At 42.1% G+C, this 17,185-nt stretch carries 31 protein-coding genes and 1 pseudogene; 1 reads left to right on the forward strand and 31 read right to left on the reverse strand.

The features are described 5' to 3' along the window. On the reverse strand, nt 1-144 hold a 144-nt coding region (gene tnpB, locus CZ367_RS16630; protein ID WP_144006011.1), incomplete at its 3' end, for an IS66 family insertion sequence element accessory protein TnpB. Between the two features lie 65 nt (nt 145-209). On the opposite strand from tnpB (CZ367_RS16630), the pseudogene CZ367_RS03140 reads away from it, so the two are divergent. Continuing rightward, nucleotides 210-482, forward strand: a pseudogene (locus CZ367_RS03140) (transposase); the annotation flags it as partial. 110 nt (nt 483-592) lie between these two features. On the opposite strand, the gene tnpC reads toward CZ367_RS03140, so the two are convergent. The 30 genes from tnpC to rplC form a co-directional block, all read right to left on the reverse strand. After that, the gene (gene tnpC, locus CZ367_RS03145) at nt 593-2,398 is read right to left on the reverse strand and encodes an IS66 family transposase (RefSeq protein ID WP_394334135.1); all 1,806 of its coding nucleotides are present in this window, start codon (nt 2,396-2,398) and stop codon (nt 593-595) included. Between the two features lie 63 nt (nt 2,399-2,461). Next, nucleotides 2,462-2,806, reverse strand: coding sequence for an IS66 family insertion sequence element accessory protein TnpB (gene tnpB, locus CZ367_RS03150; protein WP_077195221.1), 345 nt, complete (start codon nt 2,804-2,806; stop codon nt 2,462-2,464). A gap of 180 nt (nt 2,807-2,986) precedes the next feature. Then, nucleotides 2,987-3,469, reverse strand: coding sequence for a 50S ribosomal protein L17 (gene rplQ / locus CZ367_RS03155; protein ID WP_077195609.1), 483 nt, complete (start codon nt 3,467-3,469; stop codon nt 2,987-2,989). A 78-nt stretch (nt 3,470-3,547) separates the two neighbouring features. Then, nucleotides 3,548-4,546: a DNA-directed RNA polymerase subunit alpha gene (locus tag CZ367_RS03160; protein ID WP_077195610.1), complete on the reverse strand. Its 999-nt coding sequence runs from the start codon at nt 4,544-4,546 to the stop codon at nt 3,548-3,550. A gap of 14 nt (nt 4,547-4,560) precedes the next feature. Next, nucleotides 4,561-5,169: a 30S ribosomal protein S4 gene (gene rpsD, locus CZ367_RS03165; protein ID WP_077195611.1), complete on the reverse strand. Its 609-nt coding sequence runs from the start codon at nt 5,167-5,169 to the stop codon at nt 4,561-4,563. A gap of 34 nt (nt 5,170-5,203) precedes the next feature. After that, the gene (gene rpsK / locus CZ367_RS03170; protein WP_077195612.1) at nt 5,204-5,593 is read right to left on the reverse strand and encodes a 30S ribosomal protein S11; all 390 of its coding nucleotides are present in this window, start codon (nt 5,591-5,593) and stop codon (nt 5,204-5,206) included. 79 nt (nt 5,594-5,672) lie between these two features. After that, a complete protein-coding gene (gene rpsM, locus CZ367_RS03175; protein WP_004335770.1) occupies nt 5,673-6,053 on the reverse strand; it encodes a 30S ribosomal protein S13 in 381 nt (126 codons plus the stop codon). A gap of 97 nt (nt 6,054-6,150) precedes the next feature. Further along, on the reverse strand, nt 6,151-6,267 hold the full coding sequence (rpmJ, locus tag CZ367_RS03180) for a 50S ribosomal protein L36 (protein ID WP_077195613.1): 117 nt from the start codon (nt 6,265-6,267) through the stop codon (nt 6,151-6,153). Nucleotides 6,268-6,278: 11 nt separating this feature from the next. After that, a complete protein-coding gene (infA, locus tag CZ367_RS03185; RefSeq protein WP_004352768.1) occupies nt 6,279-6,497 on the reverse strand; it encodes a translation initiation factor IF-1 in 219 nt (72 codons plus the stop codon). Between the two features lie 198 nt (nt 6,498-6,695). Continuing rightward, nucleotides 6,696-8,036: a preprotein translocase subunit SecY gene (secY, locus tag CZ367_RS03190; protein WP_077195614.1), complete on the reverse strand. Its 1,341-nt coding sequence runs from the start codon at nt 8,034-8,036 to the stop codon at nt 6,696-6,698. Between the two features lie 4 nt (nt 8,037-8,040). Continuing rightward, on the reverse strand, nt 8,041-8,487 hold the full coding sequence (gene rplO, locus CZ367_RS03195; RefSeq protein WP_077195615.1) for a 50S ribosomal protein L15: 447 nt from the start codon (nt 8,485-8,487) through the stop codon (nt 8,041-8,043). Between the two features lie 27 nt (nt 8,488-8,514). Continuing rightward, nucleotides 8,515-8,691: a 50S ribosomal protein L30 gene (gene rpmD, locus CZ367_RS03200; RefSeq protein ID WP_077195616.1), complete on the reverse strand. Its 177-nt coding sequence runs from the start codon at nt 8,689-8,691 to the stop codon at nt 8,515-8,517. Nucleotides 8,692-8,710: 19 nt separating this feature from the next. Beyond that, nucleotides 8,711-9,223 (reverse strand): 30S ribosomal protein S5, encoded by a 513-nt coding sequence (rpsE, locus tag CZ367_RS03205; RefSeq protein ID WP_077195617.1) that lies wholly within the window; start codon nt 9,221-9,223, stop codon nt 8,711-8,713. A gap of 6 nt (nt 9,224-9,229) precedes the next feature. Then, nucleotides 9,230-9,574, reverse strand: a complete 345-nt coding sequence (gene rplR, locus CZ367_RS03210) for a 50S ribosomal protein L18 (RefSeq protein ID WP_077195618.1) — start codon at nt 9,572-9,574, stop codon at nt 9,230-9,232. A gap of 21 nt (nt 9,575-9,595) precedes the next feature. After that, on the reverse strand, nt 9,596-10,162 hold the full coding sequence (gene rplF / locus CZ367_RS03215) for a 50S ribosomal protein L6 (protein WP_077195619.1): 567 nt from the start codon (nt 10,160-10,162) through the stop codon (nt 9,596-9,598). A 14-nt stretch (nt 10,163-10,176) separates the two neighbouring features. Further along, complete coding sequence (gene rpsH / locus CZ367_RS03220) at nt 10,177-10,572, reverse strand: 30S ribosomal protein S8 (protein WP_077195620.1); 396 nt, start codon at nt 10,570-10,572, stop codon at nt 10,177-10,179. Between the two features lie 112 nt (nt 10,573-10,684). After that, complete coding sequence (gene rpsN / locus CZ367_RS03225; protein ID WP_077195621.1) at nt 10,685-10,987, reverse strand: 30S ribosomal protein S14; 303 nt, start codon at nt 10,985-10,987, stop codon at nt 10,685-10,687. 5 nt (nt 10,988-10,992) lie between these two features. Next, entirely contained in the window at nt 10,993-11,547 is a 555-nt protein-coding gene (gene rplE / locus CZ367_RS03230) for a 50S ribosomal protein L5 (protein WP_077195622.1), read from the reverse strand. Next, entirely contained in the window at nt 11,547-11,864 is a 318-nt protein-coding gene (rplX, locus tag CZ367_RS03235) for a 50S ribosomal protein L24 (RefSeq protein ID WP_077195623.1), read from the reverse strand. The genes rplE and rplX overlap by 1 nt, the downstream gene beginning before the upstream one ends. 20 nt (nt 11,865-11,884) lie before the next feature. Then, nucleotides 11,885-12,250, reverse strand: coding sequence for a 50S ribosomal protein L14 (gene rplN / locus CZ367_RS03240; RefSeq protein WP_077195624.1), 366 nt, complete (start codon nt 12,248-12,250; stop codon nt 11,885-11,887). 2 nt (nt 12,251-12,252) lie between these two features. Further along, nucleotides 12,253-12,519, reverse strand: a complete 267-nt coding sequence (rpsQ, locus tag CZ367_RS03245) for a 30S ribosomal protein S17 (protein WP_077195625.1) — start codon at nt 12,517-12,519, stop codon at nt 12,253-12,255. A 2-nt stretch (nt 12,520-12,521) separates the two neighbouring features. Continuing rightward, nucleotides 12,522-12,716, reverse strand: a complete 195-nt coding sequence (gene rpmC, locus CZ367_RS03250; protein ID WP_077195626.1) for a 50S ribosomal protein L29 — start codon at nt 12,714-12,716, stop codon at nt 12,522-12,524. 5 nt (nt 12,717-12,721) lie between these two features. After that, complete coding sequence (gene rplP, locus CZ367_RS03255) at nt 12,722-13,150, reverse strand: 50S ribosomal protein L16 (protein WP_028897576.1); 429 nt, start codon at nt 13,148-13,150, stop codon at nt 12,722-12,724. Nucleotides 13,151-13,164: 14 nt separating this feature from the next. After that, nucleotides 13,165-13,899, reverse strand: coding sequence for a 30S ribosomal protein S3 (gene rpsC / locus CZ367_RS03260; protein WP_077195627.1), 735 nt, complete (start codon nt 13,897-13,899; stop codon nt 13,165-13,167). An 8-nt stretch (nt 13,900-13,907) separates the two neighbouring features. Then, on the reverse strand, nt 13,908-14,318 hold the full coding sequence (gene rplV, locus CZ367_RS03265) for a 50S ribosomal protein L22 (protein ID WP_077195628.1): 411 nt from the start codon (nt 14,316-14,318) through the stop codon (nt 13,908-13,910). Nucleotides 14,319-14,350: 32 nt separating this feature from the next. Next, nucleotides 14,351-14,617, reverse strand: a complete 267-nt coding sequence (gene rpsS / locus CZ367_RS03270) for a 30S ribosomal protein S19 (RefSeq protein ID WP_077195629.1) — start codon at nt 14,615-14,617, stop codon at nt 14,351-14,353. A gap of 22 nt (nt 14,618-14,639) precedes the next feature. Continuing rightward, nucleotides 14,640-15,467: a 50S ribosomal protein L2 gene (gene rplB / locus CZ367_RS03275; RefSeq protein WP_077195630.1), complete on the reverse strand. Its 828-nt coding sequence runs from the start codon at nt 15,465-15,467 to the stop codon at nt 14,640-14,642. 7 nt (nt 15,468-15,474) lie between these two features. After that, a complete protein-coding gene (gene rplW / locus CZ367_RS03280) occupies nt 15,475-15,918 on the reverse strand; it encodes a 50S ribosomal protein L23 (protein ID WP_077195631.1) in 444 nt (147 codons plus the stop codon). Between the two features lie 20 nt (nt 15,919-15,938). Beyond that, nucleotides 15,939-16,568, reverse strand: coding sequence for a 50S ribosomal protein L4 (gene rplD, locus CZ367_RS03285; RefSeq protein WP_077195632.1), 630 nt, complete (start codon nt 16,566-16,568; stop codon nt 15,939-15,941). Then, a complete protein-coding gene (rplC, locus tag CZ367_RS03290) occupies nt 16,568-17,182 on the reverse strand; it encodes a 50S ribosomal protein L3 (RefSeq protein WP_077195633.1) in 615 nt (204 codons plus the stop codon). The genes rplD and rplC overlap by 1 nt, the downstream gene beginning before the upstream one ends. Nucleotides 17,183-17,185 lie beyond the last annotated feature (3 nt).

The following is a 17,185-nucleotide window of genomic DNA, read 5'->3' on the forward strand; positions in this document are numbered from 1 at the left end:
TCGATTGTAGAAAACGTAGACAACACCATCAGAAGGATTGAAGTCATTGCTGCGTACCAATTGGGACAGGCGAAGAATACCCTGACGCATGTCCACAGGAGTGCAACAAACCCGAAAAACATTTGTTTCGTTGAGTACAAACATAAGTTTTTAGGGCAAAGGTAGTAAAGCAAGAATGTTACACAAAGGCGGCTAATATTGGATGCTTACAAAGAAATATGGCATACTTCACCTATATGGACTTCCCGAAAGAAGTGCAAAGGTGTATATACACGACTAACTGGATTGAAAGACTCAAAAGAAAGTATAAGAGGACTATCAACATAAGAACATCCATGCCATCAGCACAAGCGATCATCTTTCTCTTGGGCTCCGTAGCAATGGAGGAGACTAAAAGTGCTTACAAAAGAAAAATATACCAATTCAAAAGTTGGGAGAAAATAAAGGAAAATGGAAATAACAAGGATAAAAGAGAAGAATAGCTTACACACTTTTAAGGACAGTACCAAATAAAATGTAAGCATCCAATATTAGCCGACTTTCACACCAACAAATAACCCTTATATGTCTGGCAGCATATAAGGGTTATTTGTTATTTGAAGTTTGAAGGTAGCATTTTCGTGAGTTCCTCCTCCGTCATGTCGGGCAGGGGTCTTGAAAGAACTTCCTTCATCCATTTGTATGGCTCTATGTCTGCTTCCCTGCAACACGCCACGAAGGTATAGAAGATGGCGTTGTTCTCCGCTCCCTCATTGTTACCACAGAACAGGTAGTTCTTTCTTCCAAGCGTGATGGGTCTGATGGCCTGTTCCATAAGGTTGTTGTCTATGTTGAAGCGTCCGTCCTGCACATATCTGCCAATGCGTATCCATACGGCGAAGGCATAACGCAGTGCCTTCTCCATAGCTTCGCCTGGGGTGTACTGTTTGTGTACATCCAACATATAGGTCTCCAAATACTTAAGAATAGGGTAAGCTTTAGCCTTTCGTTCTGTCTCCACTTCCTCGGGTGGTGCTTTCTTGTGTTTGAGGTTTTCCTCCAACTCATAAAGCGTGGCTATCGTTTCGATGATATGGGCGGCGTTCTTATCGTCAGACGCCAGATGTTCGAACTTACGTCTCACGTGTGCCATACATCCTAACAGCACGATGCCCTGAACGTTCTCAAACCTGCTGTAGACCTCATACCCATCAGACTGTATGGCACCCTGGTAGCCCTTGAAGAGTTCATCTGCCACAGCGCCCGACCGCAACCCGTCCTTCCAATGGAAGAACACACCCTGGGAGTGCATGGCGTCACGCACGCCCCACAGGTATCCCTTGCGCGTCTTTCCCTTGCGGTCGGCAACCTGTACGCTGGTCTCGTCAACTTGAAGATAAGGACTTTGCAGGATCTGTCTTACTTGAAGTTTGTAAAGCGGATAAAGCGCATCGGCGGCATCGTGAACCCAGCTATTGACGGTTGAGGTGGGGATGTTCACGCCCAGTTCCTTCCATCTTTCACATTGCCTATACTCGGGCTGGTGATAGGCGAACTTGGCGGTGATGATCTCGGCGAGCAGGGAAGCGTCGGCAAAACAATCCACCGCTTGCTTTTTCAAGGGGGCTTCCAGGATGTCGACCTTCGCATCCGTTGGACGGGCTTCCTTCAGGCGGCAGATGACACGATCTTCTACCCTGACATAAAAGGATGAGGGACGCAGACACAGATGCTCACTTCTGTCATGTCCGATGATGACCATGCGCTCAGCATCATAACCCTCTGGAAATATCTCCGTCACCTGTCGCTCTATGTTCTCGGGAACATAGGAGGCGTAGGCCCTACCCTTTCTGGAAGGACGGCTCACACGGCGTGATGACCTGCGTTGTCCGGCCTGCTGTTTTATCTCCTTGATGATGGGAAGGGCTTCCACCTGAGCCAGGGAACCCTCTTTGGCCCACTGCTCGTCAAAAAGCGTACCCGCCCAGCCGCTTGCACTCTCAGGCAGGCGTTTCTCGCTGCGCCTGCCAAATACCATGCGCTCAAGTTCAAGAATACGACGGGACTTTCGTTCCAGCTCAGCATCCTTAATCTTAAGCTCAGCCTCCTTATCCTTGAGCTCAGCATCCTTATCCTTGAGCTCAGCATCCTTATCCTTGAGCTCAGCATCCTTATCCTTGAGCTCAGCATCCTTATCCTTGAGCTCAGCATCCTTATCCTTGAGCTCAGCATCCTTATCCTTGAGCTCAGCATCCTTATCCTTGAGTTGAGTATCCTTGTTCTTAAGCTCAGCATCCTTGTTCTTGAGTTGAGTATCCTTGTTCTTAAGCTCAGCATCCCTTTGCTCAAGAAGTTTAACAACAGCTTCCCGAGTGAGAGAATGGTAGTCAGATGTCATTGTGCAATAAGGCATATCCATCACATTATCAGTTCTTTATACGATGTAAAATTACAAAAAATATCTGACACTGGCAAGAAAATACTAAGATTTATTGTATCTTTTTCTTCGGTAGCAATTAGGATTTATACCTTCAATATAGAGTACCAATTCGTCCCAGCGAAGTTCATAAAATCCAGCTCTCGCCCGTATGATTTTAGGACTTAGGCAACCCTGTGCCATCTGTTTATGATACACGACAAAACCACAGCGTTCCCAGTGCAGCAATTTAATTCGGTTACGGGCTCGATTGTAGAAAACGTAGACAACACCATCAGAAGGATTGAAGTCATTGCGGCGTACCAATTGGGACAGGCGAAGAATACCCTGACGCATATCCACAGGAGTGCAACAAACCCGAAAAACATTTGTTTCGTTGAGTACAAACATAAGTTTTTCGGGCAAAGGTAGTAAAGTAAGAATGTTACACAAAGGCGGCTAATATTGGATGCTTACAATAAAATGGGCAAAGCGACAACAACTCCTTGATAATAAAAAAGGAGAAAACGAAAAAGCGGATATGCCCATTTGGACATATCCGCTATATTGTAAAGAGATATTTTACAAGGATTATTCAGCCTTTGCTTCTTCTGCAGCAACTTCTGTTGCAGGTGCTTCAGCTTCAACCTTCTTTGTAGAACGACGGCTACGACGTGTCTTTTTAGCTTCTGCCTTAGGAGTCTTAGCCATATTCTCATCATAGTCAACCAACTCGATAAAAGCAATAGGAGCAGCGTCACCTTGGCGTGTACCCAGCTTGATAACACGTGTGTAACCACCTGGACGATCGCCTACCTTAACAGAGATTTCCTTGAAGAGCTCGTTAACAGCCTCTTTGTCCTGAAGATAACGGAATACAACACGACGTGAGTTGGTTGTATCGTCCTTAGCACGTGTAATAAGAGGTTCTACAAACTTCTTCAAAGCCTTAGCCTTTGCGAGGGTCGTAGTGATTCTTTTGTGCTTGATCAAAGAGATAGCCATGTTGGTAAGCATAGCACTACGATGACTTGCAGTACGACCTAAATGGTTGAATTTTTTATTATGTCTCATTTTGTTTTTACTTGTTTAAGCAAGGGAGAGTTTATAAGTTTCCGTAGAGCTGTAACACTACGGAAACTTCATAAAGCATTATTCCTTGTCTAATTTATACTTTGTTATATCAGTTCCAAACGAAAGATTCAGACTCTCGAGCAAATCATCAAGCTCAGAAAGCGATTTCTTACCAAAGTTGCGGAACTTCAAGAGGTCGGTCTTGTTGTACTGAACGAGGTCGCCAAGTGTTTCTACATCAGCTGCCTTCAAGCAGTTGAGCGCACGAACACTAAGGTTGAGCGTAGAGTCAGTAAGCTTGGTTTTAAGCAACTGACGCATATGCAATACTTCTTCGTCAAACTCTTGGTTACCCTCTTGTTCTGGATTTTCAAGAGTAATCTTCTCGTCAGAGAACAACATAAAGTGATAAATAAGTATCTTTGCAGCCTCTTTCAATGCATCCATTGGATGTATAGAACCATCTGTTGCAACTTCAATAATCAGCTTATCATAGTCGGTCTTCTGCTCAACACGATAAGGTTCTACTGAATATTTTACGTTGCGGATTGGGGTGTAGATTGAATCGATTGGGAGTACATTTACATCAGTGCAGAATTCACGATTTTCCTCAGCAGGAACGTAGCCACGTCCCTTATTGATAGTCAAATCCATCTGCATTGAAGCTTTTGAATCTAAATGACAAATCACCAAATCAGGATTTAACACTTCAAATCCAGTCAGATACTTACCTATATCACCAGCTTTGAACTCGGTTGAATTCTCTACGGTGATACTAACTTTCTCATTCTCGAATTCTTCTACTACTTGCTTGAATCGAACTTGCTTGAGATTCAAGATGATGTTGGTTACATCTTCCTTTACACCCGGTACTGAAGAGAATTCATGCTCAACACCCGCAATGCGAACAGTGTTGATAGCATAACCTTCAAGAGATGAAAGGAGAATGCGGCGAAGAGAGTTACCAATGGTAACACCAAAGCCAGGCTCAAGAGGACGGAATTCGAACTTGCCGAACTTGTCGTTAGCCTCCAGCATCACTACTTTATCAGGTTTTTGAAATGCTAATATCGCCATTAATTTAATGAATTTTATTGTTTAGAGTACAACTCAACGATTAACTGCTCCTTAATATTTTCAGGAATATCTGCACGATCAGGACGGTGGAGGAACTTTCCACTCTTGCTGTTCTCATCCCATTCAATCCAAGGATACTTGCTGTGGTTGAAACCTGCCAAAGCAGCTTCAATTACTTCAAGAGACTTAGCTCTTTCGCGTACACCAACAATATCACCTGGCTTTACTGAATATGAAGCGATATTAACAACCTTACCGTTAACAACAATGTGCTTGTGGCTAACCAACTGACGAGCAGCAGCACGTGTTGGTGCAAGACCAAGACGATAAACTACGTTGTCAAGACGGCTTTCGAGACTCTGAAGAAGAATCTCACCAGTAATACCACTTGCCTTTGCTGCACGATCGAACATATTGCGGAACTGACGTTCGAGTACACCATATGTATATTTCGCCTTCTGCTTTTCAGCCAACTGAGCACCATACTCAGATACCTTGCGACGACGATTGTTTCCGTGCTGACCAGGAGGGAAATTTCTCTTAGCTAACACTTTATCTGCGCCGAAGATTGGCTCACCAAAGCGGCGTGCGATTCTAGATTTTGGACCTATGTATCTTGCCATAATTATTTCTAATTTAAATTGTTATAAGATGTGATTATACACGACGACGCTTAGGAGGACGACAACCGTTGTGTGGTAATGGAGTTACATCGACAATCTCTGTAACGATGATACCAGCTGCGTTGACAGCGCGGATAGCACTCTCACGGCCGTTACCTGGGCCCTTTACAAACGCCTTTACTTTACGCAAACCGAGGTCGAAAGCTACTTTAGCACAGTCCTCTGCTGCCATCTGTGCAGCGTAAGGAGTGTTCTTCTTAGAACCACGGAATCCCATCTTACCAGCAGAAGACCAAGAGATAACCTGACCTTCGTTATTTGCTAAAGATACAATGATGTTATTAAATGAACTATGTACGTGAAGCTGACCTAATGCGTCAACTCTTACATTTCTTTTCTTAGATGTTGCTGATTTCTTTGCCATAATTTCTTTTTAGTTTAAAAGCTTTAAGTCTATAAGTCTACGAATAATAAATTCTCAACTCTCAACTCTCAACTAAATTTTACTTAGTAGCCTTCTTCTTATTAGCAACAGTCTTCTTCTTTCCCTTACGGGTACGAGCATTATTCTTAGTACTCTGACCGCGAACAGGAAGACCATTACGATGTCTAACTCCACGATAGCAACCTATATCCATGAGACGCTTGATGTTCATTTGGACCTCTGAACGGAGATCACCTTCAACTTTGAATTCAGCACCGATAATTTCACGGATTTTAGCAGCTTGGTCATCAGACCACTCGCTAACCTTCAGGTCGCGGCTGATACCTGCCTTATCCAATATCTTTGCTGAACTACTTCGACCTATACCATAGATATAAGTCAATGCGATTTCGCCACGCTTATTCTGGGGCAAATCTACTCCAACAATTCTTATTGCCATTGAATTTGAATTAATTAAAAATGTTTATTTTGCGCTAAAAAGCATACAAAGGTAATTATTATTTGTTACCTACGTAAGTTTTTATGCTTTTTTAACTTTAACCCTGACGTGTTTTAAACTTAGGGTTCTTCTTGTTGATAAGGAACAAACGACCTTTACGACGTACTATCTTACAGTCAGCTGTTCTCTTCTTTAATGATGCTCTTGTCTTCATATTTTGATGTATTATTTATATCTGAAAACTATTCTGCCTTTTGTTAAGTCGTATGGACTCATCTCGACTTTCACCTTATCACCAGGGAGAATCTTGATGTAGTGCATTCTCATCTTACCAGAAATATGTGCTGTTATATCAACACCGTTTTCCAACTCTACTCGGAACATTGCATTTGAAAGTGCTTCCAAAATAGTTCCGTCCTGCTCAATTGCAGTTTGTTTTGCCATATTTAAAAATTTTACTTTTATAAGTTTTACTTCGAATACTGAAATAAGAACTCGCTATATTTACAATGTTGCAGAACAATATCGCTTTGTAGCATCAAATGTGGTAGCCAACCAAATGTTAAAGTTTGATTGGACTTCCACATTAGATAACTTATCATCAATATCTCGAAATAAAATATTATTTACAAGAAAATGATTTTAATATGCTGCAACTCCAGCATTGCCTCTTGTATGTCCTGAGTTCAAAAGACCATCATAGTGACGCATCATCAAGTGTGATTCGATTTGTTGAAGTGTGTCAATAACAACACCGACAAGAATCAACAAAGATGTTCCACCAAAGAACTGGCTAAATGAATCTTGAACATTCAATAAATGTGCAAGGGCTGGCATAACGGCGATGAAAGCAATGAAAAGAGAACCAGGGAATGTAAGACGAGTCATTACAGTGTCGATATATTCCGCTGTGTCTTTACCTGGCTTAACGCCTGGAATAAAGCCGTTGTTTCTCTTCATATCTTCAGCCATCTGAGTAGGATTGAGAGTCATTGCTGTATAGAAATATGTAAATGCGATAATCAAAAATACATATACACAGTTATAAAGCAAACTCTTTGTATTCATCAAAGACTGAAGTACAGTACTTGTATTGTCAGTAGAATACTGAACAATTGCCAAAGGTATAAACATCAATGCTTGAGCAAAGATGATAGGCATTACGTTGGCTGCAAATAACTTCAAAGGAATGTATTGGCGAGCACCACCATATTGCTTATTTCCGATTACACGTTTAGCATACTGCACTGGTATCTTGCGAGTACCTTGCGTCAAGAGGATAGCTGCACATACAACGCCATAGAGAATGATGATTTCAACAATAAACATCACGATACCACCACTTGTAATAGCAGTGAAACGACTACTAACTTCTTGGAAGAAAGCTTGTGGAAGTCGGGCAATGATACCAACCATGATGAGTATTGAGACTCCATTTCCTATACCTTTATCGGTTATACGTTCACCCAACCATAGGATAAACATTGAACCTGCTGCCAAGATAAAGGCTGCAGGAATCATAAAAGCAGTCCAACTGACACCAGTTGCCAATGCTCCTGCTGCCTGTGCTTTAAGGTTAAAGAGGTACGCAGGTGCTTGGAACAGCAAAATGAACACTGTCAAGATACGAGTATACCAATTTATCTTCTTATGACCGCTCTCGCCTTCACGCTGCATCTTTTGGAAATAAGGTACAGCGATAGCAACGAGCTGCATAACGATAGAAGCTGAGATGTATGGCATAATTCCTAATGCGAAGATAGACGCATTGGAGAATGCACCACCGGAGAACATGTCCAACAGCGACATAAGTCCGCCAGCTGTCTGTGACTGCAATTTTTCCAACAAGCTCGGATTAATACCTGGAAGTACTATGAACGAGCCAAAACGGTAAATAGCTGTGAACAGAATGGTCACGAGGAGTCGCTTGCGCAAATCCTCGATTTTCCAACAGTTCTTCAGTGTCTCAATAAACTTTTTCATTAACTTAGATTATAGTTGTGTTACCACCAACTGCCTTGATAGCTTCTTCAGCAGTCTTTGAGAAGGCATTTGCTTCAACATCAACCTTCAATTTTAATTCGCCATTACCCAGAATCTTAACAAGGCACTTGCCATTTGTCAAACCAGCTTCTTTAAGTTCAGCCAATCCGATCTTTGTAAGATTCTTCTTTTCAGCGATTGCCTGAAGTGTGTCCAAGTTTACAGCCAAGTATTCCTTATGGTTGATATTCTTGAAACCACCCTTAGGTACACGGCGTTGAAGTGGCATCTGACCACCTTCAAAACCGATCTTTTTCTTATAACCAGAGCGTGACTTAGCACCCTTGTGACCACGTGTAGAAGTACCACCGAGTCCAGAACCTGGACCACGACCAATACGACGACGTGAATGAGTAGAACCCGCTGCTGGTTTCAAATTATTTAATTTCATAATTCTTATTTCTTTTTAAAAGATTGATTAATCAATTACTGATACCAGATGATGTACTTTGCGAATCATACCACGGATGCTTGGAGTATCTTCTACTTCAACAACCTGTGCAATCTTGCGAAGTCCAAGTGCTGTCAAAGTTGCTTTCTGGTCTTTAGGAGCGTTGATACGGCTCTTAATTTGCTTTACCTTAATAGTTGCCATAATTTTATTTCTCCTTTAATTAACCGTTAAACACTTTATCCATACCAATACCACGTTCACCTGCTACTGTATATGCGTCACGCATTTGAGCGAGAGCAGCAATTGTAGCCTTAACAAGGTTATGTGGATTTGATGAACCCTTAGATTTTGCAATCACATCAGAAATACCTGCGCTCTCCAATACAGCACGCATAGCACCACCGGCCTTAAGACCAGTACCAGCTGCAGCTGGCTTGATGAGAACTTGAGCACCGCTAAAACGTGCTTCAGCTTCATGAGGAACTGTGCCTTTCAATACAGGAACCTTAACAAGGTTTTTCTTTGCAGCATCTGTACCCTTTTGGATAGCAGCTGTTACTTCGCCAGCCTTACCAAGACCCCAACCGATAACGCCTTTACCATCACCTACAACGACGATAGCTGCAAATGTGAAAGTACGTCCACCTTTTGTAACCTTTGTTACACGGTTAATCGCAACCAAACGGTCTTTGAGTTCTACGTCACTATTTACTTTTACTTTATTCATTGCCATAATCGTTTAGAATTTAAGTCCTCCTTCACGTGCAGCGTCAGCCAAAGCCTGAATGCGACCATGATAGAGATAACCGTTACGGTCGAACACTACTTGTTGAACTCCAGCAGCTGCAGCCTTTTCAGCTACAAGTGCGCCTACCTTCTTTGCTTGTTCAATCTTAGCCATCTTTTCGAGACCAGCTGAAGAAGCCGAAGCGAGAGTAGTGCCTGTAAGGTCGTTGATTACCTGTGCATAAATCTGCTTATTACTGCGGAAAACGCTCAAACGAGGACGTTCTGCAGTGCCGTTCACACTCTTACGAATGCGGAACTTTATTTTAAGTCTTCTTTGTTCTTTCTTAGTTGTCATAATCGTACTGATTTATTAAAGTTACTTAGCTGCAGCTGATTTACCAGACTTTCTACGAATAACCTCTCCCTGGAATAGGATACCCTTACCCTTGTAAGGCTCAGGCTTACGGAAAGAACGTATCTTTGCACAAATAAGACCTAACAATTGCTTATCAGCTGATTCAAGCATAAGCATAGGGTTCTGGTTACGTTCACTCTTTGTTTCAACCTTAACCTCTGAAGGAAGCTGAATAAAGATAGGGTGAGTATAACCGAGCGAGAACTCTATCAAATTACCTTGATTTGAAACGCGGTAACCTACACCTACAAGTTCCAATGTTTTCTTATAACCTTCACTAACACCAACAATCATATTGTTAACGAGTGAACGATACAAACCGTGGAAAGCTTGCTTTTGTTTGTAGTTTACTGGGCTATTTTCATCAACCTCAAAAGTTATCTGACCTTCTTCAATATTGGTCTTGATTGAAGGGTTAACATACTGTGAGAGTTCGCCCTTAGGACCTTTAGCTGTAATTACATCATCCTTCAATGTTACTGTAACACCTGCAGGAATACTAATTGGTAATTTTCCAATTCTTGACATTTCAAATCCTCCAATTAATAAACGTAGCAAAGAACTTCACCACCGATTTTCTCAGCAGCTGCTTCTTTGTTAGTCATTACACCTTTAGACGTTGAAATAATTGCAATTCCAAGTCCGTTAATAACTCTCGGCATGTCTTTGTAACCAGTGTACTGGCGAAGACCTGGGCTTGATACACGCTTCAAATGCTTAATTGCATTCTGCTTTGTAACTGGGTCGTACTTCAAAGCGACCTTGATAGTACCCTGTGGACCATCCTCTACAAACTTGTAGTTAAGGATGTATCCCTTCTCGAAGAGAATCTTTGTGATAGACTTCTTCAAGTTAGACGCAGGAACCTCAACAACACGGTGATGAGCCATGATTGCGTTTCTGAGTCTGGTCAGATAATCTGCTATTGGATCTGTCATAAAATATAAATGTTTAATTAATCGGGACTTCCCCGACAATATTAAAAAAAATCTTTTGTAACATTTATGCGTTATGTCCTCTTTTGCAAGAACACATAACGCAATAAATGAATTACCAGCTTGCCTTCTTTACGCCAGGAATGAGACCCTGAGAAGCCATTTCACGGAACTGAATACGAGAAAGACCGAACTGACGGATATAACCTTTAGGACGACCTGTCATCTTACAGCGATTGTGAAGACGGATAGGGTTAGCATTCTTTGGAATAGCTTGGAGCTTACGAGCTGCCTCGTATGCTTCAGCAGGATCTTCAGAAGTAGCTATAATCTTTTTCAAAGCTGCACGCTTTTCAGCGTAACGAGCAACGAGCTTTGCACGCTTTACTTCGCGAGCTTTCATTGATTCTTTTGCCATATCTCTTAATCGTTTTTAGCGTTCTTGAATGGAAGACCAAATGCCTTCAAGAGAGCATAACCTTCTTCGTCAGTCTGAGCTGAAGTTACGAATGTAATGTTCATACCTTGAATACGATCTACCTGATCAATGTTAATTTCAGGGAAGATGATTTGCTCTGTGATACCCAATGTGTAGTTACCACGACCATCAAACTTGCTTTCGATACCCTTGAAGTCACGGATACGTGGCAAAGACACACGTACAAGCTTTTCGAGGAACTCGTACATACGCTCACGACGCAATGTTACCATAACACCGATAGGCATCTGCTTACGAAGCTTGAAGTTAGCAATATCCTTGCGAGAGTATGTTGCTACTGCCTTCTGACCTGTAATAGCTGTGATTTCATTGATAGCAACTTCAATAATCTTCTTATCTTGAGTAGCATCTCCCAAACCTTGATTGATAACAATCTTCTTCAAGACAGGAATCTGCATAGCAGAAGTATAATTGAATTGCTTCTGGAGTGCAGGAGCGATTTGCTCCTTATACACATTCTTTAACTGTGCTGTATTCATTACTTAATTACCTCCCCTGACTTTTTAGCGATACGCTTAACAGTCTTGCCTTCACGTTCAATCTTGATACGTGTAGCCTTACCGCTCTTAGGATCGATGAGACTTAAATTTGAGATATGAATAGGTGCCTCCTGCTTTACAATACCACCTTGTGGGTTTGCTGCAGATGGCTTTGTGCTCTTTGAAACCATATTGATTCCTTCTACAAGTACGCGTTCTTTATCAACGAGAACTTTGAGCACCTTACCAGTCTTGCCCTTATCAGAGCCAGCAAGAACGATAACTTGATCGTCTTTCTTTATATGGAATTTTGCCATTTTACTTTTCGTTTTTTAAATTAAAGAACCTCTGGTGCCAAAGAAACAACCTTCATATTTACTGCACGCAATTCACGAGCTACAGGGCCGAAGATACGGCTACCACGAATTTCGCCCGCATTGTTAAGCAATACACATGCGTTGTCGTCGAAACGGATGTATGAACCATCAGCACGACGGATTTCCTTCTTTGTGCGTACTATCAAAGCTTTTGATACTGCACCTTTCTTAATATCACTTGATGGGATGACGTTCTGCACTGCAACTACGATAACGTCACCAACACTTGCGTAACGACGGCGAGTACCGCCAAGTACACGAATACATTTAGCTACACGTGCACCGCTGTTATCACATACTGTAAGTTTTGATTCTGACTGTATCATAATTACTTAGCTTTTTCTACTATTTGAACTAATCTCCATCTCTTTGTTTTGCTCAAAGGACGAGTTTCCATAATGAGAACTGTGTCGCCAATGTTAGCTTCGTTCTTCTCATCATGAGCATGGTACTTCTTTGTCTTCTGGACAAACTTACCATATATAGGGTGCTTTTCCTTGAACTTTGCTGCAATAACGATGGTTTTATCCATTTTGTTGCTAGTTACGACACCCTGTCTTACTTTTCTTAAATTTCTTGTTTCCATCTGGACCATTGTTATTTATTAAGTTCTCTCTGACGAAGTTCTGTTTTCATACGTGCGATGTCACGACGAGCAACCTTAATCTGAGATGGATTCTCAAGTGGAGTAACCTGATGATTCAGCTTCATCTTATCAAGAGCTGTTTCAGCATTTTCTATCTTCTCAACCAATTCTTTGGTTTCGAGTTGTTTTACTTCTTTAATCTTCATCTTTCTTAAGCGTTTTTATCGAAATCACGTCTTACGACAAACTTTGTCTTTACTGGAAGTTTCTGTGCTGCGAGGCGGAGACCTTCTTTAGCAATATCGAAACTTACACCTTCTACTTCAAAGAGAATACGACCTGGGGTAACTGGTGCAACCCAACCTGCTGGGTCACCCTTACCCTTACCCATACGCACATCGGCTGGCTTACGAGTAATTGGTTTATCAGGGAAAATTCTAATCCAGACCTGACCTTGACGGTTCATATAGCGGTTTAGCGCAATACGAGCTGCCTCAATCTGTCGGCTATCGATCCACTTTGGTTCAAGTGTCTTGATACCAAACGAACCAAAAGCCAATTGCGTACCTCTGTGGGCGTTACCTTTATTACCGCGTCCATCTTGAGGTCTTCTATATTTTACTCTTTTTGGCTGTAACATGATAGCTTCTACTTTTAACGGTTATTGTTTCTTCTTCGATTACCACGTCCAGAGCGTGCGTTTCCAGAGTTACCTGTACGTGCGTTACTCTTTTCTTGAGTAAAGTTAGGAGTGAGGTCTACCTTGTTGTAAATTTCTCCACGGCAAATCCAAACCTTAATACCCAAGAGGCCAACCTTAGTAAGAGCCTCTGTCTGACAATAATCGATGTCTGCACGGAATGTGTGGAGAGGAGTACGTCCTTCCTTAAACATTTCCTTACGTGCCATCTCGGCACCGTTCAGACGACCTGTAATTTGAACTTTAATACCTTCAGCTCCAGCGCGCATTGTGTTAGCAACAGCCATCTTGATAGCACGGCGGTAAGCCACCTTACCTTCTACCTGGCGAGCGATGTTGTTACCCACGATGTTTGCATCGAGTTCAGGCTTCTTCACTTCAAAGATATTGATTTGAATTTCCTTTTTGAAAAGGTTCTTCAATTCTTCTTTGAGCTTATCTACGTCCTGACCACCTTTACCAATAACAATACCTGGACGGGCTGTACAAATAGTGATGGTAACGAGCTTCAATGTACGTTCAATGACGATACGAGAAATGCTTGCCTTTTCGAGGCGCTTATTCAAGTATGTACGGATTTTCTTATCCTCCAAGAGGCTATCTCCGAAATCCTTGCCACCGAACCAATTTGACTCCCAACCGCGGATAATACCTAAGCGGTTGCTTATTGGATTAACTTTCTGTCCCATTCTACTATTTATTTATCATTGTTAGCGTCAGACTTTGCATCTACGAAAAGTGTGACGTGGTTAGAACGTTTACGAATTCTATAGCCACGGCCCTGTGGTGCAGGACGCATGCGCTTCATTGTAACACCTTCATCAACGAAGATCTTAGAGATATAAAGTTCACCGTCTTCAGCTTTGCGGTCATTTTTGGTTTCCCAGTTAGCAATAGCTGAGCGTAGAAGTTTCTCTACATTCTGAGCAGCTGCCTTCTTTGAGAACCTTAGTACACCTAAGGCACGATTTACTTCCATACCACGAACCATATCTACAACATAGCGCATTTTACGTGGAGAAGAAGGGCAGTCCTTGAGCTTTGCAAAATACTGGCTTTTGAGGGCTTGTTTACGCTCCTCAGCCTTTATATGTTTTCTTGCTCCCATTATATTTATCTTTTTCTAAGGGTTATGACCTGTTACTTTCTATTACCAGAGTGACCACCGAAACGGCGTGTAGGGCTGAACTCTCCGAGCTTGTGGCCTACCATATTCTCAGTAATGTAAACAGGGATAAATTTATTTCCGTTATGAACTGCAACAGTGTGACCCACAAATTCTGGGGAAATCATTGATGCTCTGGCCCATGTCTTTACGACAGTCTTCTTACCACTCTCATTCATAGCGAGAATTTTCTTTTCGAGTGATACGTTGATGTATGGACCCTTTTTTAATGAACGACTCATAATTTACTCTTAATTACTTTGTTTACTTCTTTTTAGCTCTTTCAATAATGTACTTGTTTGAAAGCTTCTTAGGTGCGCGAGTCTTGAGACCCTTAGCGTACAAGCCCTTACGAGAACGTGGGTGACCACCTGACTGACGGCCTTCACCACCACCCATTGGGTGATCTACAGGGTTCATAACAACACCACGGTTGTGAGGACGACGTCCCAACCAACGTGAGCGACCAGCCTTACCAGACTGTTCAAGTGCGTGGTCAGAGTTACCTACACTACCAATTGTAGCTTTACAAGCTGAAAGAATCTGACGTGTTTCGCCAGAAGGGAGCTTAATAACACAATAACTGCCTTCACGAGAAGTAAGCTGAGCAAAGTTACCAGCCGAACGAACGAGCAAAGCACCCTGACCTGGACGCAATTCAATGTTATGAATTACAGTACCAACAGGAATGTTTGCAAGCGGAAGAGTGTTACCTACTTCAGGAGCAGCATCTGCGCCTGACACCAATGTAGCACCTACTTGCAGTCCGTTAGGAGCAATAATGTAACGTTTTTCACCATCAGCGTAGTACAACAAGGCAATACGAGCAGATCTGTTAGGATCGTACTCGATTGTCTTAACTACAGCTGGAACACCATCTTTCTCTCGTTTGAAGTCGATGAAACGAAACTTCTTCTTATGACCACCACCAATGTAGCGAACTGTCATTTTACCAGTGTTGTTTCGACCACCAGTAGAACGCTTACCGTAAACGAGAGACTTCTCTGGCACGGATGCAGTAATATCCTCGAACGTGCCAATAATCTTGTGTCTTTGTCCCGGTGTAACCGGATTTAATTTACGTACTGCCATTTTTTATTTAAATATTGCTGTAAAAATCAATTTCATCGCCATTCTTTAGAGTGACGATAGCCTTCTTGAATGCGTTCTTTTGACCTTTCACAAGGCCTGCCTTAGTATAGCGTGATGAGCGCTTACCAGCATAACGAACAGTATTCACATCAACTACTGTAACATTATACAGACTTTCGATTTCCTTCTTAATTTCAAGCTTGTTAGCCTCTGGCTTAACGATAAAACCATACTTAGGCTGTGCAGGCTTAACATAAGTGAAAACTGTCTTTTCCTTCTTCAAACCTTCAGGATGACGCTTGTTTTTTACAACATAGCTACGAGTTTCAGTTGTTGCATTGTGTGCCTTAGCTGACTTCTCGTTCAATGCCACTAATGTTCTGTCTGCAGAAGACTTGTCGGTAATCTTGGCCATCTTTTCAGTGACCACTGGTTTAATGATAAATCCCATAATTCTTACTGTCTCCTATTTTACTTATTTAAGATTTCGTCGATTGTCTTGAGAGAATTTTCAGTAATTACAACAACATCAGCATTCAAAACTGCGTATGAATTTACCATTGCTGCTGTAGTAACTTGTGCCTTCTCCAAATTACGAGCTGACAAATATACATTTTTTTGAGTTTCTGGCAAAACTACAAGCACTTTCTTGCCCTCAACTTTAAGATTTTTAGTAAAAGTTATAAAATCTTTAGTCTTTGGAGCGTCAAAGTTGAAATCTTCAACTACAACGATTGCTTCGTCTTGTGCCTTGTAAGCCAATGCAGACTTACGAGCAAGAACCTTAACTTTCTTGTTGAGCTTGAAACTATAATCGCGAGGTGTAGGACCGAAAACGCGACCACCACCTACGAGGACTGGTGAGTTGATGTCACCACGGCGTGCACCGCCGCCGCCCTTCTGACGACCTAACTTACGTGTAGAACCAGTGTGTTCACTTCTTTCCTTTGACTTAGCTGTTCCCTGACGTTGGTCAGCAAGATACTGCTTTACATCGAGGTAGAGTACGTGATCGTTTGGCTCAATTCCGAAGATATTCTCGTTAAGAGTAACCTTACGGCCGGTCTCCTGACCTTTAATATCTAATACGTTAATATCCATTACTTATTTATTATAAGGGTTGAACCATTACATCCAGCCACGCTACCCTTAACAAGGATGAGGTTGTGTTCTGGAATTACCTTTAACACTTGAAGGTTTTGAGTAGTAACTCTATCACCACCCATTTGACCGCCCATGCGCATACCCTTGAAAACCTTTGCTGGGTAAGAACAAGCACCAATAGAACCCGGTTTACGAGCGCGGTCGTCCTGACCGTGAGTAGACTGACCTACACCACCGAATCCGTGACGCTTCATAACGCCTTGGAAGCCTTTTCCCTTAGATGTACCTACAACGTCAACAAACTTAGTGTCGTTGAACAATTCTACAGTAATGGTATCACCGAGGTTGTACTCCTCATCAAATTTGAACTCGGCCAAGTGCTTCTTTGGTGTTGTGCCGGCTTTCTTAAAGTGTCCCTGCTGTGGCTTAGAAGTTCTCTTCTCCTTAGCTTCGCCGAAACCTAACTGAACAGCCTTGTAACCGTCTTTTTCGATTGTCTTAACTTGGGTTACAACACAAGGACCAGCTTCAATAACAGTGCATGGTACATTCTTACCATCGGCACTGAAAACGGATGTCATTCCGATTTTCTTTCCTAATAATCCTGGCATTTC

It is taken from the genome of Prevotella ihumii (assembly GCF_900155655.1).
Taxonomy (GTDB): Bacteria; Bacteroidota; Bacteroidia; order Bacteroidales; family Bacteroidaceae; genus Prevotella; species Prevotella ihumii.

Bases quoted from the DNA above. Each gene is read 5' to 3' on its own strand.
- tnpC (WP_394334135.1), bottom strand. From the start codon at position 2,398: ATGGATATGCCTTATTGCACAATGACATCTGACTACCATTCTCTCACT.
- tnpB (WP_077195221.1), bottom strand. From the start codon at position 2,806: ATGTTTGTACTCAACGAAACAAATGTTTTTCGGGTTTGTTGCACTCCT.
- rplQ (WP_077195609.1), bottom strand. From the start codon at position 3,469: ATGAGACATAATAAAAAATTCAACCATTTAGGTCGTACTGCAAGTCAT.
- CZ367_RS03160 (WP_077195610.1), bottom strand. From the start codon at position 4,546: ATGGCGATATTAGCATTTCAAAAACCTGATAAAGTAGTGATGCTGGAG.
- rpsD (WP_077195611.1), bottom strand. From the start codon at position 5,169: ATGGCAAGATACATAGGTCCAAAATCTAGAATCGCACGCCGCTTTGGT.
- rpsK (WP_077195612.1), bottom strand. From the start codon at position 5,593: ATGGCAAAGAAATCAGCAACATCTAAGAAAAGAAATGTAAGAGTTGAC.
- rpsM (WP_004335770.1), bottom strand. From the start codon at position 6,053: ATGGCAATAAGAATTGTTGGAGTAGATTTGCCCCAGAATAAGCGTGGC.
- rpmJ (WP_077195613.1), bottom strand. From the start codon at position 6,267: ATGAAGACAAGAGCATCATTAAAGAAGAGAACAGCTGACTGTAAGATA.
- infA (WP_004352768.1), bottom strand. From the start codon at position 6,497: ATGGCAAAACAAACTGCAATTGAGCAGGACGGAACTATTTTGGAAGCA.
- secY (WP_077195614.1), bottom strand. From the start codon at position 8,036: ATGAAAAAGTTTATTGAGACACTGAAGAACTGTTGGAAAATCGAGGAT.
- rplO (WP_077195615.1), bottom strand. From the start codon at position 8,487: ATGAAATTAAATAATTTGAAACCAGCAGCGGGTTCTACTCATTCACGT.
- rpmD (WP_077195616.1), bottom strand. From the start codon at position 8,691: ATGGCAACTATTAAGGTAAAGCAAATTAAGAGCCGTATCAACGCTCCT.
- rpsE (WP_077195617.1), bottom strand. From the start codon at position 9,223: ATGGCAATGAATAAAGTAAAAGTAAATAGTGACGTAGAACTCAAAGAC.
- rplR (WP_077195618.1), bottom strand. From the start codon at position 9,574: ATGACAACTAAGAAAGAACAAAGAAGACTTAAAATAAAGTTCCGCATT.
- rplF (WP_077195619.1), bottom strand. From the start codon at position 10,162: ATGTCAAGAATTGGAAAATTACCAATTAGTATTCCTGCAGGTGTTACA.
- rpsH (WP_077195620.1), bottom strand. From the start codon at position 10,572: ATGACAGATCCAATAGCAGATTATCTGACCAGACTCAGAAACGCAATC.
- rpsN (WP_077195621.1), bottom strand. From the start codon at position 10,987: ATGGCAAAAGAATCAATGAAAGCTCGCGAAGTAAAGCGTGCAAAGCTC.
- rplE (WP_077195622.1), bottom strand. From the start codon at position 11,547: ATGAATACAGCACAGTTAAAGAATGTGTATAAGGAGCAAATCGCTCCT.
- rplX (WP_077195623.1), bottom strand. From the start codon at position 11,864: ATGGCAAAATTCCATATAAAGAAAGACGATCAAGTTATCGTTCTTGCT.
- rplN (WP_077195624.1), bottom strand. From the start codon at position 12,250: ATGATACAGTCAGAATCAAAACTTACAGTATGTGATAACAGCGGTGCA.
- rpsQ (WP_077195625.1), bottom strand. From the start codon at position 12,519: ATGGTCCAGATGGAAACAAGAAATTTAAGAAAAGTAAGACAGGGTGTC.
- rpmC (WP_077195626.1), bottom strand. From the start codon at position 12,716: ATGAAGATTAAAGAAGTAAAACAACTCGAAACCAAAGAATTGGTTGAG.
- rplP (WP_028897576.1), bottom strand. From the start codon at position 13,150: ATGTTACAGCCAAAAAGAGTAAAATATAGAAGACCTCAAGATGGACGC.
- rpsC (WP_077195627.1), bottom strand. From the start codon at position 13,899: ATGGGACAGAAAGTTAATCCAATAAGCAACCGCTTAGGTATTATCCGC.
- rplV (WP_077195628.1), bottom strand. From the start codon at position 14,318: ATGGGAGCAAGAAAACATATAAAGGCTGAGGAGCGTAAACAAGCCCTC.
- rpsS (WP_077195629.1), bottom strand. From the start codon at position 14,617: ATGAGTCGTTCATTAAAAAAGGGTCCATACATCAACGTATCACTCGAA.
- rplB (WP_077195630.1), bottom strand. From the start codon at position 15,467: ATGGCAGTACGTAAATTAAATCCGGTTACACCGGGACAAAGACACAAG.
- rplW (WP_077195631.1), bottom strand. From the start codon at position 15,918: ATGGGATTTATCATTAAACCAGTGGTCACTGAAAAGATGGCCAAGATT.
- rplD (WP_077195632.1), bottom strand. From the start codon at position 16,568: ATGGATATTAACGTATTAGATATTAAAGGTCAGGAGACCGGCCGTAAG.
- rplC (WP_077195633.1), bottom strand. From the start codon at position 17,182: ATGCCAGGATTATTAGGAAAGAAAATCGGAATGACATCCGTTTTCAGT.